Annotated in this window: 14 protein-coding genes and 1 riboswitch; of the genes, 5 read left to right on the plus strand and 9 right to left on the minus strand. The window is 67.1% G+C overall.

Annotation, left to right across the window (positions count from 1 at the left end):
* Positions 1 to 8: 8 nt before the first annotated feature.
* Positions 9 to 737 carry an ATP-binding cassette domain-containing protein gene (locus AT701_RS27635; protein ID WP_003897054.1) on the minus strand — a complete coding sequence of 243 codons (729 nt, stop codon included), beginning with the start codon at positions 735 to 737 and terminating at the stop codon, positions 9 to 11.
* A gap of 180 nt (positions 738 to 917) precedes the next feature.
* Positions 918 to 1,091: riboswitch (M-box (ykoK) riboswitch) on the plus strand.
* 231 nt (positions 1,092 to 1,322) lie between these two features.
* On the opposite strand from AT701_RS27635, the gene AT701_RS35315 reads away from it, so the two are divergent.
* Positions 1,323 to 1,496, plus strand: coding sequence for a hypothetical protein (locus AT701_RS35315; RefSeq protein ID WP_011730682.1), 174 nt, complete (start codon positions 1,323 to 1,325; stop codon positions 1,494 to 1,496).
* Between the two features lie 176 nt (positions 1,497 to 1,672).
* Positions 1,673 to 2,377 carry a hypothetical protein gene (locus AT701_RS27645; protein ID WP_058126987.1) on the plus strand — a complete coding sequence of 235 codons (705 nt, stop codon included), beginning with the start codon at positions 1,673 to 1,675 and terminating at the stop codon, positions 2,375 to 2,377.
* On the opposite strand, the gene AT701_RS27650 is transcribed toward AT701_RS27645, so the two are convergent.
* The 3 genes from AT701_RS27650 to AT701_RS27660 all read right to left on the minus strand — a co-directional run bounded on the left by AT701_RS27650 (position 2,378) and on the right by AT701_RS27660 (position 6,185).
* Complete coding sequence (locus tag AT701_RS27650) at positions 2,378 to 2,767, minus strand: hypothetical protein (RefSeq protein WP_036454809.1); 390 nt, start codon at positions 2,765 to 2,767, stop codon at positions 2,378 to 2,380.
* A gap of 119 nt (positions 2,768 to 2,886) precedes the next feature.
* Positions 2,887 to 4,500, minus strand: coding sequence for an AMP-binding protein (locus AT701_RS27655; RefSeq protein WP_058126988.1), 1,614 nt, complete (start codon positions 4,498 to 4,500; stop codon positions 2,887 to 2,889).
* Positions 4,497 to 6,185 carry an AMP-binding protein gene (locus AT701_RS27660; protein WP_058126989.1) on the minus strand — a complete coding sequence of 563 codons (1,689 nt, stop codon included), beginning with the start codon at positions 6,183 to 6,185 and terminating at the stop codon, positions 4,497 to 4,499. Before AT701_RS27660 ends, AT701_RS27655 begins: the two co-directional genes overlap by 4 nt.
* Positions 6,186 to 6,242: 57 nt before the next feature.
* Between AT701_RS27660 and AT701_RS27665 the strand changes: the two genes are divergently transcribed.
* Entirely contained in the window at positions 6,243 to 7,085 is an 843-nt protein-coding gene (locus tag AT701_RS27665) for a LuxR C-terminal-related transcriptional regulator (RefSeq protein ID WP_058126990.1), read from the plus strand.
* A 13-nt stretch (positions 7,086 to 7,098) separates the two neighbouring features.
* Here AT701_RS27665 and AT701_RS27670 read toward each other — a convergent pair whose 3' ends face one another.
* On the minus strand, positions 7,099 to 8,136 hold the full coding sequence (locus AT701_RS27670) for an alpha/beta hydrolase (RefSeq protein WP_014878413.1): 1,038 nt from the start codon (positions 8,134 to 8,136) through the stop codon (positions 7,099 to 7,101).
* Positions 8,137 to 8,234: 98 nt separating this feature from the next.
* On the opposite strand from AT701_RS27670, the gene AT701_RS27675 reads away from it, so the two are divergent.
* Positions 8,235 to 9,104, plus strand: a complete 870-nt coding sequence (locus AT701_RS27675) for a LysR family transcriptional regulator (protein WP_003897067.1) — start codon at positions 8,235 to 8,237, stop codon at positions 9,102 to 9,104.
* Here the strand turns inward: AT701_RS27675 and AT701_RS27680 are convergent.
* The 4 genes from AT701_RS27680 to AT701_RS27695 form a co-directional block, all read right to left on the minus strand.
* On the minus strand, positions 9,079 to 10,566 hold the full coding sequence (locus AT701_RS27680) for a purine-cytosine permease family protein (protein ID WP_003897068.1): 1,488 nt from the start codon (positions 10,564 to 10,566) through the stop codon (positions 9,079 to 9,081). The genes AT701_RS27675 and AT701_RS27680 overlap by 26 nt on opposite strands.
* A 12-nt stretch (positions 10,567 to 10,578) precedes the next feature.
* A complete protein-coding gene (locus AT701_RS27685) occupies positions 10,579 to 11,484 on the minus strand; it encodes a nitrilase family protein (RefSeq protein ID WP_003897069.1) in 906 nt (301 codons plus the stop codon).
* On the minus strand, positions 11,438 to 12,793 hold the full coding sequence (gene hisD / locus AT701_RS27690; RefSeq protein ID WP_003897070.1) for a histidinol dehydrogenase: 1,356 nt from the start codon (positions 12,791 to 12,793) through the stop codon (positions 11,438 to 11,440). The genes AT701_RS27685 and hisD overlap by 47 nt, the downstream gene beginning before the upstream one ends.
* An 84-nt stretch (positions 12,794 to 12,877) precedes the next feature.
* Positions 12,878 to 13,834 carry a LysR family transcriptional regulator gene (locus AT701_RS27695; protein WP_011730689.1) on the minus strand — a complete coding sequence of 319 codons (957 nt, stop codon included), beginning with the start codon at positions 13,832 to 13,834 and terminating at the stop codon, positions 12,878 to 12,880.
* An 18-nt stretch (positions 13,835 to 13,852) separates the two neighbouring features.
* On the opposite strand from AT701_RS27695, the gene AT701_RS27700 reads away from it, so the two are divergent.
* Positions 13,853 to 14,965, plus strand: a complete 1,113-nt coding sequence (locus tag AT701_RS27700) for an epoxide hydrolase family protein (protein WP_003897072.1) — start codon at positions 13,853 to 13,855, stop codon at positions 14,963 to 14,965.
* Positions 14,966 to 15,011 lie beyond the last annotated feature (46 nt).

A 15,011-nucleotide genomic window follows, 5' to 3' on the forward strand; every position in this document is an offset into this window, starting at 1 on the left:
GAGCACGGCTACTTCTCACCCTTCTGTGCTGAGGCCAGCTCGGCCGGTGTGGTGTTCGGTACCGCGATGTGGGTCACGGCAGGGTTGCTCACCGGGTTGACCGTGGCGGTGACGACGGTTTGCTGCTCGCCGAGCGCGATCAGGCGTTCTGCGAGCAGTTCGCGGTTGCGGTCGTCGGTGACGTGGTCGAAATCGCCGACCACGAGCAGCGGCGGTCTCGACGTGTTGGCCAGCGCGATCCGCAGCAGGACCCGGTCGAGTTCGGTGAGTTCGTCGAAGTACTCACCCAGCGGAGGCAGGGGCAGGTCACCGAACACCGGGCCGCACAGTGCGGCGAGGTCGTCGGCACCGGCACGCGGCACGCGCCGGTACCACGGCGCGTCCCACCGGCGCTGCTCGGTGATGACGTCGGCCACGGTCACCGACTCGGGGACGGCGTCGATGTCCTCCACCGCCGCGACTGCCGAGATGTCGAAGATGTCCTTGGCGCGGGTGCGGCCGAGCACCGTCACCTCGCCGGACTGCGGTTTCATCCGCCCGGCCAGCGTGAGCAGCAGCGCGGTGCGGCCCGCACCCGACGGCGCCACCAGCGCGGTCACGCCGCCTTCTGCGATGTCGAGGTCGACGGGCCCGTACACCGGGCCGAACGGCCCGCGCATCGTGATCTCCCGCGCGGTGATCGCCGGCGGTTTTTGCTCGTCGGCGTCCGGATCAGGCTCGGCAGTTAGCTGAGGCATGCGTCAATCTCATCACACGCGTCACGCTGTCGCGCACAGGCGAGCACATGTCGCGCGTCCTGCCGGTTCCTGTGTGAATGCCGCGGACTTGCGGTCCACTGGCACAACCCATTTGGGGACCGGTTTCCGACAGCCGTGAAACTCAGTTGCTCGGCACCGCATGTACAGTGTCAAATGAAAACCGCGCTTCGTTAGGTGAGGCTCCTACACGAACACAGGCCACTGATCCGACGACGTCGAGAGACGCCCAGGGTTAGGACAGATCTTCCCGGCCTAAGGGATGATCCGAAGTGGCTTCCCACCTCAAGGTGGGACACGTCGTGCAGTGCCAAAGCTCTGATGAGGAAGTGCTCGCGCCACTCGGCGCGTCCGGCCATGTGCCCGACTTCCTCTTCAGCGCGCATCTGACGGTTGCGTGCAGAACAGCTGCGCCCCGTGCGCCCGGTAGCGAGGAGGTGACGACATGACGTCATGTGACGGCCCGTATCCCAGTCCGATTCGAAAACGTTTGTTTGTGAACACCTCTCCGCTTTCGGTGACGTCCTAGGTCGACGCGGAGAGCTCCACAGTGAGATGGAGAATCCGATGCAGCACAACACCTTTCTTCGTCATGCCCGCAGCGCGGTCAAACGCCCCATCGCGTGGATCCACACACGTGCGTCGCTGACCCCGCAGGAGCGGCACAACCTGAGGATGAGCAACACCCCGGTGGCGGTCCTGACCGCGTCCCTGGGAGGCGGCTCGCACACGGCCCGTTAGTTTCACACCCGCGCCACCACCAACCACCGACGTACTTCGGCTGGCTGGTCGCGACGCTGACCTGCTACTGCGTGGTCGTCCAGACCGTCAAGACCGTCTACATCCGCAGGTTCGGCCGGTGGTTCTGAGCGTCTGACGTGCCACCGGCTGCGCCGGGGGGCGGCGCAGCCGGTGGCATGCTGGGATCTGTGGAACCTCTGTGGCACTTCGCAGGGAACTTCTGGTGGTTGATCTTCCCGCTCGGAGGAATGATCGGCGGCGGTATCAGGGCTGTGGCCGCCGCCAATGAACGGCGCGCCGAACGACGCCTGGAGCGCTACCGCATCAAGCAGCAGACCAAGGTCGAGATGGCGCGGGCGGCCGAGGCCGTGAGAGCCGCCGACGCCGGCTACGAACGTGAACTCACGAAGGTGCTGCAACGCCACGACCACACCAACGCCCGCTGGCTCGACTACGAGATCGACGTCGCGAAGCTCCTGGACTTCCCGTTGATGACGGACATGCGCGATCCGCTGACCATCGCGTTCCACAAGGCTCGCGGCCGCGCCGATCTGCTGCGGCCCGACAACCCGGCCGACATCCTGGGTGACCGGCCCGCGCAACTCGAATACCGCGACGCCGTGCACGAATACGTCACGGCGTTCGACATCGCCGAGACCGAGGCGATCCGCAGGCGCCGCAGCGACTTCTCGGCCGAGGCGCAGGAACGCCTGGCCCGTGCCCAACAGCTGCTGCGCCTCGCGTCCGACGAGGGCGCCACACCGCAGGAACGCCAGAGCGCCTACACGCGGGCGCAGAGAGAACTCGACGGGCTCATCGTGCTGCCTGCGACCACCCGCGCGAGCATCGAACGCAAGATCCTCGGCGAACTCGAGGCCTGATCAGGCGGTGACCGAGCGGTTGCGCGTGCGGCAGTACAGGACCGTTCCGGCGATCGCGGCCTCGGTGAGCGCCAGCAGCACCGTGAACATCATCAGGTTCGACGGGCCGGACATGTGCGCACCGGTTCCGTGGTGGTGGGCAGGCATGGGTGTGTGCAGCGCGACCATCGCGAGGTTCATCAGCGCGACCGTGCACCACACCGCCGGCGTCCCACGCCGCCACAGGTCCCGTGCGCACCACAGGCACGCGACGATCATGACTGCCAGCAGACCGCCCGCGACCGCGTTGCCCGCGTGCGTGAGCATGAAGACATGCAGGACTGCCGAGGACGCCGCGAGCAGGGCACACGCCCGCCGTCCGAGGACGGCGGGCGCGTACACGACTGACATCACTCAATCCTCGCAGCGTTGTGCCCAACCTGCAGTCGGAGCGACCGAATTTCACTCACACCATGTAGATCGCCTGCGGACGCGAAATTCATCGCGGTGAGCGTTCAAGGCGTAGCAGCTTACGCTTCGAGCCCGAGAAGTGCGACGGTCTCCTCGCGCATCTGCACCTTGCGGATCTTGCCCGTGACCGTCATGGGGAACTCGTCGACGACGTGCACGTAGCGCGGGATCTTGTAGTGCGCGAGCTTGCCCGACGCGAACTCGCGGACCTTGTCGGCGTCCAGCGGCGGACGGCCGGGTTTCATCCGGATCCACGCGCAGATCTCCTCGCCGTAGCGCTCGTCGGGTACGCCGATCACCTGAGCGTCGTCGATGTCGGGATGCGTGTACAGGAATTCCTCGATCTCGCGCGGGTAGATGTTCTCGCCGCCGCGGATCACCATGTCCTTGATGCGGCCGACGATGGTGCAGTACCCGTCCTCACGCATGACCGCGAGATCCCCGGTGTGCATCCAGCCGTCGGCGTCGACGGCCTCACGGGTCTTCTCGTCGTCGTTCCAGTATCCGAGCATCACCGAATACCCACGCGTGCAGAACTCGCCGGGTTGGCCGCGCTCGACGGTCTCTCCCGTGTCGGGATCGATGATCTTGATCTCGACATGCGGGTGGGCGCGGCCGATGGTCGCGGTGCGCCGGTCCAGATCGTCGTCGATCAGGGTCTGGCACGACACCGGCGAGGTCTCGGTCATGCCGTAACAGATCGCGACCTCGGCCATGTGCATATCGGCCACAACACGTTTCATCACCTCGATCGGGCACACCGAGCCGGCCATGATGCCCGTGCGCAGCGACGACAGGTCGAAGTTCGCGAAATCCGGATGCCCGAGCATCGCGATGAACATCGTCGGGACCCCGTACAGACCCGTGCACTTCTCGGATTCCACAGCCGACAACGTGATCCCGGGATCGAACCCGGGTGCCGGGATCACGATCGTGGTGCCGTGCGACACCGCACCGAGTGTGCCCATCACCATGCCGAAGCAGTGGTAGAACGGCGGCACGATGCACAACCGGTCGTCGGGCCCCAACGCGATGAGTTCGGTGACGAAGAACCCGTTGTTGAGGATGTTGCGGTGCGACAGCGTCGCTCCCTTGGGGAAACCCGTTGTGCCCGAGGTGTACTGGATGTTGATCGGATCGGTGTTGGCCAGCGTGGCCATCCGCTCGCGCAACGCCGCGTCGTCGACCTGGTTGGCGCGCAACCGATCCCAGTCGTCGTTGTCCAGGAAGACGACGTGCAGCAGGTCCGGGCACTCGGGCCGCACCTCGGCGATCATCGAAGCGTAGTCCGAGGTCTTGAACGACGATGCCGAGACCAGCGTGCGCACCCCCGACTGCCGCAGCACATAGGCGACCTCGTGCGTGCGGTACGCGGGGTTGATGTTGACCAGGATGGCCCCGACCTTGGCGGCCGCGAACTGCGTCATGATCCACTCGGCGCAGTTCGGCGCCCAGATGCCGACGCGGTCGCCCTTGTCGACGCCGAGCGCCATCAAACCCCGTGCGGTGGCGTCGATCTCGTCGTTGAGCTCGGCGTAGGTCCAGCGGCGGCCGGTGGCCACCTCGACCAGCGCCTCATGTTCCGGATAGGTGGCCGCGATGCGCTCGAAGTTGGCCCCGATGGTCTCTTCGAGGACCGGTGCACCGGTGGGTCCCGCGTCGTATGACTTCATCCCAGCAGATCCTCGTATCGGTATTCGGTAGGAATCTCCTTGCCCGTCTGATGTGCCTCGTCCTCGCGCTTGCGCAGTTCGACGCGACGGATCTTGCCGGAGATGGTCTTGGGCAGGTCGAAGAACTCGACGCGTCGCACCTTGAGGTACGGCGCCAGGTGATCACGCGCGTACTCCATGACCGCTTTCGCGGTGTCGGCGTTGGGTTCCCACCCTTCGGCCAGCGCGACGTACGCCTTGGGCACGGCGAGGCGGGTGTCGTCGGGCTGGGGCACCACGGCGGCTTCGACCACCGCAGGATGCTCGATCAGCACGCTCTCCAACTCGAACGGCGACACCTTGTAGTCGCTGGACTTGAACACGTCGTCGGTGCGGCCGATGTAGGTGATGTAGCCTTCGGCGTCGCGCGATGCGACGTCGCCGGTGTGGTAGTAGCCACCGGCCATGACAGCCGCGTTGCGTTCCGGATCGCCGAGGTAACCGGTCATCAGGTTGCGCGGACGCTTGCTCAGGTCCAGGCAGATCTCGCCCTCGTCGGCGGGCTCGCCGGTGATCGGGTCGACCAGCACCACCGGCACACCGGGCATGGGCCTGCCCATCGAGCCCGGCTTCACCGGCTGCCCTGGGGTGTTGCCGACCTGCAGGGTGGTCTCGGTCTGGCCGAACCCGTCGCGGATGGTCAGCCCCCAGGCCTTCTCGACCTGGGCGATCACATCGGGGTTGAGCGGCTCACCGGCGCCGAGGATCTCGCGCAGCCCCTCGGGCCTGGCGCCCAGGTCGGCCTGGATCAGCATGCGCCACACCGTGGGCGGTGCGCAGAACGTGTTGACTTTGGCGCGGCGCAGCTGGTTCAGCAGCGCCGGGGCGTCGAAGCGGCGGTAGTTGTAGACGAAGATCGTCGCCTCGGCGATCCACGGCGCGAAAAAGCAGCTCCACGCGTGTTTGGCCCAGCCGGGCGAGCTGATCGCCAGGTGCACGTCGCCGGGCTTCACGCCGATCCACGCCATCGTCGACAGATGCCCGACGGGGTAGCTGACCTGCGAATGCTCGACCAGCTTGGGCTTGCTGGTGGTGCCGGAGGTGAAGTAGATGAGCATGGTGTCGTCGACCGTGGTGGCACTGGCGAACCGCTGCGGCTGCACCTCGGACGCGTCGGAGTAGGCGTGCCAGCCCTCCACGGCCTCGCCCACCACGATCCGCCCGTAGTCACCTTCGACCGCCGCGAACTTGTCGGTGTCGGACGCGTTCGCGATCACGAACCGCGCGCCGCCGCGCGCGATGCGGTCCGCCAGATCGGCCGGGCCGAGCGCCCCGGTGGTCGGCATGATGACCGCGCCGAGCTTGGCGATGCCGAGCATCGCCTCCCACAACTCGACCTGGTTGCCGAGCATGAGGATCACCCGGTCGCCCTTGCCGACGCCGAGAGCCGCCAACCACGTCGCGACCCGGTCGGAGCGCTCCGCCATGTCGGCGAAACTCACCTGCGTCTCGGCGCCGTCCTCCTCCACGATCCACAGCGCGGGACGGTCGTTGCCCCTGGCGATCGCGTCGAACCAGTCGATCGCCCAGTTGAAAGTGCCGGTCAGCTCCGGAAACGCGAATGTCTCGACGGCCTTGTCATAGTCGGCGATGGTCGCGACGAGCTGATCACGGGCACTACGGTAGAGATCGGCGTTACCACTCATGGCAGCTATGCTCTACGTCACAATTGTCGACCGCTACCCCCGAAAGAGGGTGACCGCATGCGCTCGCCGCTGCTGCGGCCACGTGACGCCGACGCCGTACGGGCCGCGCTTCGCCAGATGGCCACCATTACCGAGCTTCCGTTGACCTTCGGCGGTGAGGTGCACAGCGGAACGCTGCTGCTCACGGAGTTCTTCGGGACGAGAACGAGCGCGATGCGCGGGCTTGCGGTACGCCCGAGCGCGGGTCTCGGCGGTGCGACGGTGGTGGCGCGTCGGCCCATCTCGGTGCCCGACTACCGGCGCTCGTCGAACATCACCCACGACTACGACGGGCCGGTGCTCTCCGAGGGCATCCGCTCGATCCTCGCGGTGCCGGTGGTCGTCGAGGGCAAGGCACGCGCGGTGCTCTACGGCGCCTACCGCACCAGCGCGCCGATCGGCGACCGCACCGCGGCCGCGATGGTGGACTCGGCGCGCCGGCTGAGCGAGGAACTGCGCATCCGCGACGAGGTGGACCGGCGGATGCGCATGCGCGAAGCGCAGCTAGCACAGTTCGGCGCCGACGTGGCCAGTGCCGAGCAGATCCGCGAGGTGCACGCCGACCTGCGCAGGATGGCCGCGCGCGCGTCCAGACCGCTGGCCACACAGCTCGGCGAGCTGGCCGACCGGCTGGCCCGCGCACTGTCCGGTGACGCCCCGGCGGCCACACCGCTGACCGCGCGCGAGATCGACGTGCTCTCGCAGATCGCCTTGGGCTGCACCAATGCCGAGGCAGCCCAACGCCTTTCGCTGAAGCCGGAAACCGTCAAGAGCTATCTGCGCAGTGCGTCGAGCAAACTCGGCGCCCACAGCAGGCACGAGGCGGTGTCCAAAGCCCGGCGGCTGCGTCAGATTCCCTGACCGACCAAGCCCGCTAAGGCAGGAAATCCAGCAGCGCCCCGAGGAACTGGTCGCGGCCGCGTTCCGGACGATCCAGGTGCACGTAATGTGTGGCCTGCGGGAGCACGACCGTACGGACACCCGCGGCGTGCACCAGATGTCGACGCATGTCCTCGACGTCCTCGGGACGCGACCAGAAGTCGAGTTCGCTTCTGATGATCAACGTTTCGGCGGTGATCAACGAGGCGTCCCACAGTTGCCGCCCGGTGGCCAGGTAGTGGCTGTCCTCCATCGCCCCGTTGGGCGCCCGAAAGCTCGCCGGTGTGCGGCTCTCACTGGTCGGGTCGCTGGCGAGCGCTTCGCGCTGATAGGCCTCGGCCACCCGCGGATCCCGCCACAACGTCACATCCGACGCCGGAATCGACCGGTCCCACGAGGTCAGAAGCGACGGACCGTCGGACAGCCGGTACGGCCCGGATTCCGGATCGAACACGGCGAGGGTCGGATGGCCATCGGCGGCGCCGTACAGGCTGTTGTAGATCACGAGGTGGCTGACCCGGTCGGGATGCGTCGCCGCATACATGCCGGCCCAGTGCCCGCCGGTCGCCCATCCCACCAGCGCCACGCGTTCGGCACCGGTCGTGGCCGCGACGTGCTCGACGACCGCGTGGATGTCTTCGACAACTTCGTTCGAGCGCACCAGCGGCCGTCCCGTCCCCGGATCGCCGTCCATCTCCGCCGGCCGCGACGACCCACCGTAGCCGCGCGCATCCATGATGAAGGTGGGGTGACCGGCCCGAACGAGATCCTCGGCCAGCGAGTACCCGGGGACGGGCAGATCGAACGACGCGATCCCGGGGACCCGGGCGCCGTGCAGCAGAATCACCGGCACACGGTCGGCGGATTCCGTTCGCAGCGCCCGGACCGCGACCTCGACGCCGGGTGCACTGCCCACCCTCGTGTCGGTTCTGGACAGCTCGCCGGTCGACTCACCGGACCTCGTCTCACATGCGGTCGCAAACATCACCGCCAGGAAAGTCGCGGCCACGGCCAGTCGGTTGGCAGCTCTCATGGCGTCCGACGGTAGAGCCGGCTGTCGATAAGCGCCAATAGTGTTATTGCATCCACTTATCGGATTGAGTTATCAATGAGGGTGTGTGGAGCCTCGACATGCGACACCTGCGCTGCTTCGTCGTCCTCGCCGAGGAACTGCACTTCGGGCGGGCGGCACAGCGCTTGCACGTGGCACAACCCGCGCTGTCCCAGTTGATCCAACGCGTCGAACGGGAGCTGGGCGCACAGCTGTTCCTGCGTACCCGGCGCACGGTCAGCCTCACCGAGGCCGGTCAGACCCTGCTGCCCGAGGCGCGGCGCATACTGCGTGACGCCGACCGGGTGACGCAAGCGGTGCGAGCCGTCCACCGGGGCGAAACCGGAAGTGTCACCATCGGTTTCGTGGGGTCCGCGGCCGACGACGTGCTGCCGCGGTTGGTCGCCGCGCACCGCAGACATCATCCGGGTGTCTCGATCCGGCTGGAGGAAGGAACGACCGCGCAACAACTCGAATGGCTGCGCGATCAGCGCATCACCGTCGGCCTGGGCCGCACACCCATCGACGACCCTGCGGTGTCCACCGTTGTGCTCGCCCGCGAATCCCTGGTCCTGGCGGTGCCCGACAGCCACGCGCTGTCCGGCGCAGAGTCCGCCGAACTCGCCGGGCTGGCCGAAGAACCGTTCATCATGTTTCCCCGCCACCTCGGCCCCGGCCTCTACGACATCATTCACAGTGCTTGCGCCGCAGCGGGTTTCACCCCGTCCGTCGTCTACGAGACGGTGCGTATGCAGACCATCGTCGGACTGGTCTCCGGCGGCCTCGGGGTGGCACTGGTACCGGAGTCGGTCCGCAACCTCGGCCGCAAAGGTGTTCGATACGTGCACCTCGCCGATGCCCCGCCCGCCATCGAACTGTCGATGATGTGGCGCAACGACTGCGAGTCACCGCATCTGCAGCCGCTCAGGAAGACTGCCCGCCATCTGTGAGCGAAGCGGTACCGGCGCCGGTCCGGGGCGACGCGAAACTCACCGCCTCGAAACCGTGCTCGCGGGCATCGCTTTGCGCCTTGGCCTGTTCGGCGGCCAGATCCAGAGATCTCGCCATCAGCAGGTAGGCGACCGCGGACGCGAACAACCCCACGAACAGCGCGACGTCGACGCCACCGAGCGCGTTGGCGACCGGACCCGTGTACCAGACGGTGACCACGAACGGGATCATCGCGATGATCCCGATCGCGTAGGCGGCCAGACCCCGCCACCCCCAGGTGCCGTACACGCCGCCCCGTGGCACGAAGATCTCGCCGATGGCATAGCGTCCGCGGCGGACGAAGTAGTAGTCGACGAGGTTCACCGACGTCCACGGCACCAGCAGGTACAACAGGATCACCAGGAAACTGCCGAAGTTGTCGAGGAACTCACCGGTGCTCAGCACCGCGCCCAGCAAGCCGGCCAAACCGATCACCACACATGCGCCCACCCTGAGCCGCCGGGTCGGCGACACCGCGCGGAACGAGTCGATGATCGTGATCAGCTCGATCGACGACGCGTAGATGTTGACCGTGATGACCGTGACCAGGCCGGGCAGCGCCGCCACGAGCAGCCACAGACCCGCACCCGGCAGGATGCCGTCGGCGGCCTGCCTGACCGCCTCAAGCGGTGAGACGTCGGCGAACAGCGCCGCGACGAACGCCCCGAGGATCATCAGCCAGGAGCTACCGACGAACACCCCGCCGTAGGTGTAGAACAGCGCCTTGCCCGGGCTGGTCTGCGGCGGCAGGTACCGGGAGTAATCGGAGACGTACGGAGCCCAGCCCAGTGCGTAGGCCGCGGCGGCGGCGAACTGGACCAGGAAGGCAGGCCAGCTGAACCCGGCGAAGCCGAACTGCCCGTGCGGCAGGTGCAGCGTGACGAGCGCCACCACCGTGAACACCCCGAAGGTCGCCAAAAACAGCCAGGTGAGCCAGTTTTGGACGCGGTGGATCCAGTGGTAGCCGTAGATCGCGAGGGCCAGCGCGAGGGCGGTGATGATCACGAACCACAGATTGCGGGCATCGACGCCGGTGGTCATGGTGAGCACATCACCGGCGAGGATCTGATTGAAGATGTTGAAGCCCACGATGCTGAAGATCACGACGGCGCAGATCACCACGACGCCGCGATACCCGAACTGCGCGCGCGACTGGATCATTTGCGGTAGGCCCAACTGTGGGCCCTGCGCGGAGTGGAACGCGGTGAACACCGTCCCGACGGCGGCGCCGAGCACGATGGCCACCAACGACGTCAGGAACGACGCGCCGAGGGACGCACCCACCATGCCCGTCGCGAGCGTAGTGAGGTTCGCATTCGACATGAACCACAGCGGAAACAGCATCGAGGGCTTGCCGCGGCGTTCGCCGAGCGGAATCCAATCGATCGACTTCGATTCGACCGTCGCAGAGTCGGTGGCCATGAGATCTCGTTCCTAGTCAGGGATATCGGTGGCGGCCTCGCCGGATTCGACAAGGTCGCGGTACAGGTCGGGTCGGCGATCGGCCAGTGCGTCGTTGCGGTCGCCGATCGCCTTGCTGTCGGTCAGGTCCAGGACGGCTGTCGCGATCGTCTCGTCGCCCTGTGGTGTCGCCTTGATCCAGCCGTCCGGGCCGATCACCGCGGTCCCGCCGGTCCACCGGACACCACGCTCGGTGCCGCGGCGGTCGGCGATCACGGTCGCCAGTTGCGACGACCGCGCGGCAGCCATCGCCTGGATGGTTTCGGGGGCATGCTCACCCTCCGGCCGGTCCACCAGCGGCCAGTTCACCGGCAGGGCCAGCACCTCGGCTCCGCGCAGGGCGAGTCGTCTTGGCAGCTCGGGGAATTCGTTGTCGTAGCAGATCGCGACCCCGAGCCGGCAGATCGCGGTGTCGATGACCGTCCCCGCTTCGACGCCGGTCGCGAAGATCTCCGGTTCGGCCGCCCACAGGTGCGCTTTGCGGTAGGTACCGACCACTTTGCCGTCACCGATGACGATGGCCGAGTTGTATAGCGTGTCACCGTCGACCTCCGCGAAGCCCACCACGGCGACGCAATCCGCCGGGACGTCATCGGCCAGTGCGGTCAACCGTGCATCGTCGGCGCGCAATGACAGGGCTCGGGCCTCGTCGATGTCAGTGAAGACGTACCCGCTGGTGGCGAGTTCGGGCAACACCGCCAGGTACGGGCCGGTCCACTCGATGGCCCGCAGGGCATTGTGCAAACGTGCGAGGTTGCCATCGAGATCGCCGATGACGATGTCGGGCGTGACCGCCGAGACGCGCAGCTTCCGGTTCATCAGACCGTACCCGTCATCGGCGGCTCGCCGCCGGCGTACCGTCGAAAACCGCTGAGTCACGGCCGATCTCCTCGATTCTGATCGTGGCCGTCGCCTCATGGGCGGCCAGTCCCTCGAATGCCGAGATGCGCTCGACGGCGGGTGCCAGTGCGGCGGTCGCCTCACGGGCCGCGCGCTGATAGGTCAGCGGTTTGACGAATCGCGAAACCGAGAGGCCTGCGTTGTAGCGGGCCGTCTTACCGGTCGGCAGCACGTGGTTGGTGCCCGCGATGCCCTTGTCGGAGTAGGCGACGGTGCTCCACCTGCCCAGGAACAGGGACCCGTAGTTGCGCAGCCGCTTGAGGAAGTAGTCGTCGTCGGCGGTCTGCACTTCGAGATGCTCGGGTCCGAGGACATCGGCGATCGCCGCGGCCTGTTCGGCATCCGAGGCGACGAGCACCGACCCGAAATCGCGCCACGCAGGCCCGGCGACCTCGCGGGTCGCCAACGTCTCGAGCTGCCGGTCGATGGCCTCGATCACCCTGCGGCCCAACGTCTCCGACGTCGTGATCAGGGCGGCCGGCGAGTTCGGTCCGTGCTCGGCCTGACCCAGCAGGTCGGCGGCGACCCATTCCGGATCTGCCGTCTCGTCGGCGAGCACGGCGACTTCGGAGGGACCCGCGAGCAGGTCGATGCCGACCCGGCCGAACAGCTGACGTTTGGCTTCGGTGACGAAGGCGTTCCCCGCGCCGACGAGCATGTCGACCGGCCCGTCACCGATGAGCCCGAATGCCATGGCGCCCAACGCCTGTACACCGCCGACGGCGAACACCGAATCGGCGCGCGACAGGTAGGCACCGTAGAGCACCGCGGGATGGGCACCGTGCTCACCCGACGGCGGTGTGCAGGCCAGCACCGTGGGCACGCCGGCTGCCTTGGCGACACCGACGGTCATGAACGCGCTGGCCAGAAGCGGGAAACGCCCGGCGGGCAGATAGGCCCCGACCCGGTTGACCGGTACGTACTGAACGCCGCCGGTCACCCCAGGCGCGAGTTCGATCTCGAAGTCGGTGAGCCGGGCACGTTGTGCCACCGCGAACCGGTTGGTGCGCTCGTAGCCGAGCTCCAGCGCCTCACGAAGATCGGCCGGGAGGGCGTCGCCGCTCTTGCGCAGTTCATCGGCGCCGATCTCGAGCGGGCCGGACCACCCGTCGAGCTCTCGGGCGTAGGCACGCACCGCGTCGAGGCCTCTGCGTTCGATGTCGAGCAGCATCTGCGACACGCGTTCGACGACCTTCGGGTCGCGCTGCGCAGGCGGGCCGTCGACTGCGGGTTTCTTCAGCCAGGTGAAAGGGCCGAGGGTGCGAGCTTCATCGGTCGTGATCTGCATGCCGGCGACGGTAGGCCGAAATCAGACAAAGGACTAGATGGGCAACTCCTGCACAAACCAAAGGACAACCCTGTATGTGCTGGTTCAGCGCCCCCGACGCGCGATCAGCGGCGCAACTTCGTCGGGGCCGGACAGCGCCGATGGGATGTGCAACTCGCGAATCGTGTCCTCGGCGAGGCGTGCGAACTCACGGGTGGCGTTGGACAGCGGGCGAGCGCGATGCTGCGCGAGGGCGATCACGTCGTACAACGGCTCGGCGAACGGTGCGGTGTGCAGGGCGGCCGGGAACGCATCGCTGTCGATCACGGCGCCGCTGGCGATGGTGTCGCCCACCTTGCCCGCGGCCAGTTTCAGCGCGGCCTCGACGTGTTCGATCTCGATCATCGGCTCCAAGCGCAGACCGGCCAGTTGTGCACGCTCCGCCAGTTGCCTGCGGGTCGGATCCTTCCACCCGTAATGGGCGTCGTAGAGCACCAGGTCGGCCTCGGAGAACTGTTGTATGGTAACGGGTTCCGCGGCGCGCGCCGGATCCGCCGTCACGTAGAAGACCTCGTCGCGCAGCAGGGGGCGAACCGTCAGATCCTCGTCGTCGATCGGTAGGATGAGCATCCCCGCTTCGATCTCGCCGGCCTGTATCGCCGCGGCGGTCTCGGCGGAGTTCTGCCCGACCAACCGCACCCGTACCGCGGGATAGCGCATGTGAAAGGTCTGGACCAGGCTGGACAGCAGGTAGTAGTCCGCGTTGCGGGGCATACCGAAGGTTGCGGTTCCGCCACCGAGCGAGCCGAGTGAGCGGACCGCGTGCACGCCGCCGTCGGCCGCGTGCACGGCCTGCTCCGCATACGGCAACAACTCCTGACCCGCGGCGGTGAGCGCGAGCCTGCGGCTGCCGCGGACGAACAACTGGGCGTCGAGCTCTTCTTCGAGACGACGCACCAGTTCGGAGACCGACGCCTGGGCGACGGCCAGCGCATCGGCGGCAGCGGTGAACGAGCCAAGGCGGTGCGCTTCGACGAAAGCCCGAAGTTGATTGAGCGTCATACCGTGCAGTATTGACCCATGACCGACTCGTTGATCCGCCCGTTCCGCATCGCCGTACCCGACGCCGATCTCGACGACCTCAAGAGCCGCCTGTCCCGCACCCGCTGGCCCGAGCCGGAAACCGTCGACGACTGGGGTCAGGGCATACCGCTGGACTACACCCGCGAGCTCGCCGAGTACTGGGCGAACGGCTACGACTGGCGCGCCCGCGAACAGGCGCTGAACCGCTTCGACCACTACGTCACCGAACTCGACGGGCTCGACATCCACTTCATCCACCAGCGCTGCGCACGCCCCGACGCGTTTCCCCTGCTGCTCACCCACGGCTGGCCCGGATCGATCGTCGAATTCCACAAGGTGATCGAACCGCTCACCGAGGCCGGGTTCGACGTGGTCTGCCCGTCGCTGCCCGGCTACGGCTTCTCCGGCAAGCCCACGACGACCGGGTGGGGCATCGGCAGGATCGCCCAGGCGTGGGACACCCTCATGACCCGGCTGGGCTATGACCGCTACGGCGCGCAGGGCGGCGACTGGGGCGCGGCCGTCACGACGCAGATCGGCCGCAACGTGGGCAATTGTGTTGGCATTCATGTGAACATGCCGATCGCGCGGCCACCCGCCGAAGGCGTCGGTGAGATGACCGAGGAGGTGCGACAGGCGCTGGAACGGATGCAGTACTACCGCAAATGGGATTCCGGCTACATGAAGCAGCAGTCGACGCGGCCGCAGACCGTGGGCTACGGCCTGGTCGACTCGCCCGTGGGGCAGCTGGCTTGGATCGTCGAGAAGTTCTGGTCGTGGATGGACTGCGACGGCCACCCCGAGAACGTGCTGAGCCGCGACGAACTGCTCGACAACGTGATGCTGTACTGGGTCACCGCGTCGGCGGCGTCCTCGGCGCGGCTGTACTGGGAGAGTTACGACACCTTCGCAGGTGGCGACTTCGTGACGCTGCCCACCGGCGTGGCGTCGTTCCCCAAGGAGATCCTGCGCGCGCCGCGGGCCTGGTGCGAAAAGGCGTACAACGTCACGCATTTCACGATGATGCCGCGCGGTGGGCACTTCGCGGCGTTCGAGCAGCCCGAGCTTTTCGTCGAGGATGTCGCGAAATTCTTCGACAGCGTGCGCTGAGCTTTTCTTTCGCGAGCAGACGTAAAACTGCCTATTTTGCAAGGAA

The sequence above is a fragment of the Mycolicibacterium smegmatis genome, from assembly GCF_001457595.1.
Lineage (GTDB): Bacteria > Actinomycetota > Actinomycetes > Mycobacteriales > Mycobacteriaceae > Mycobacterium > Mycobacterium smegmatis.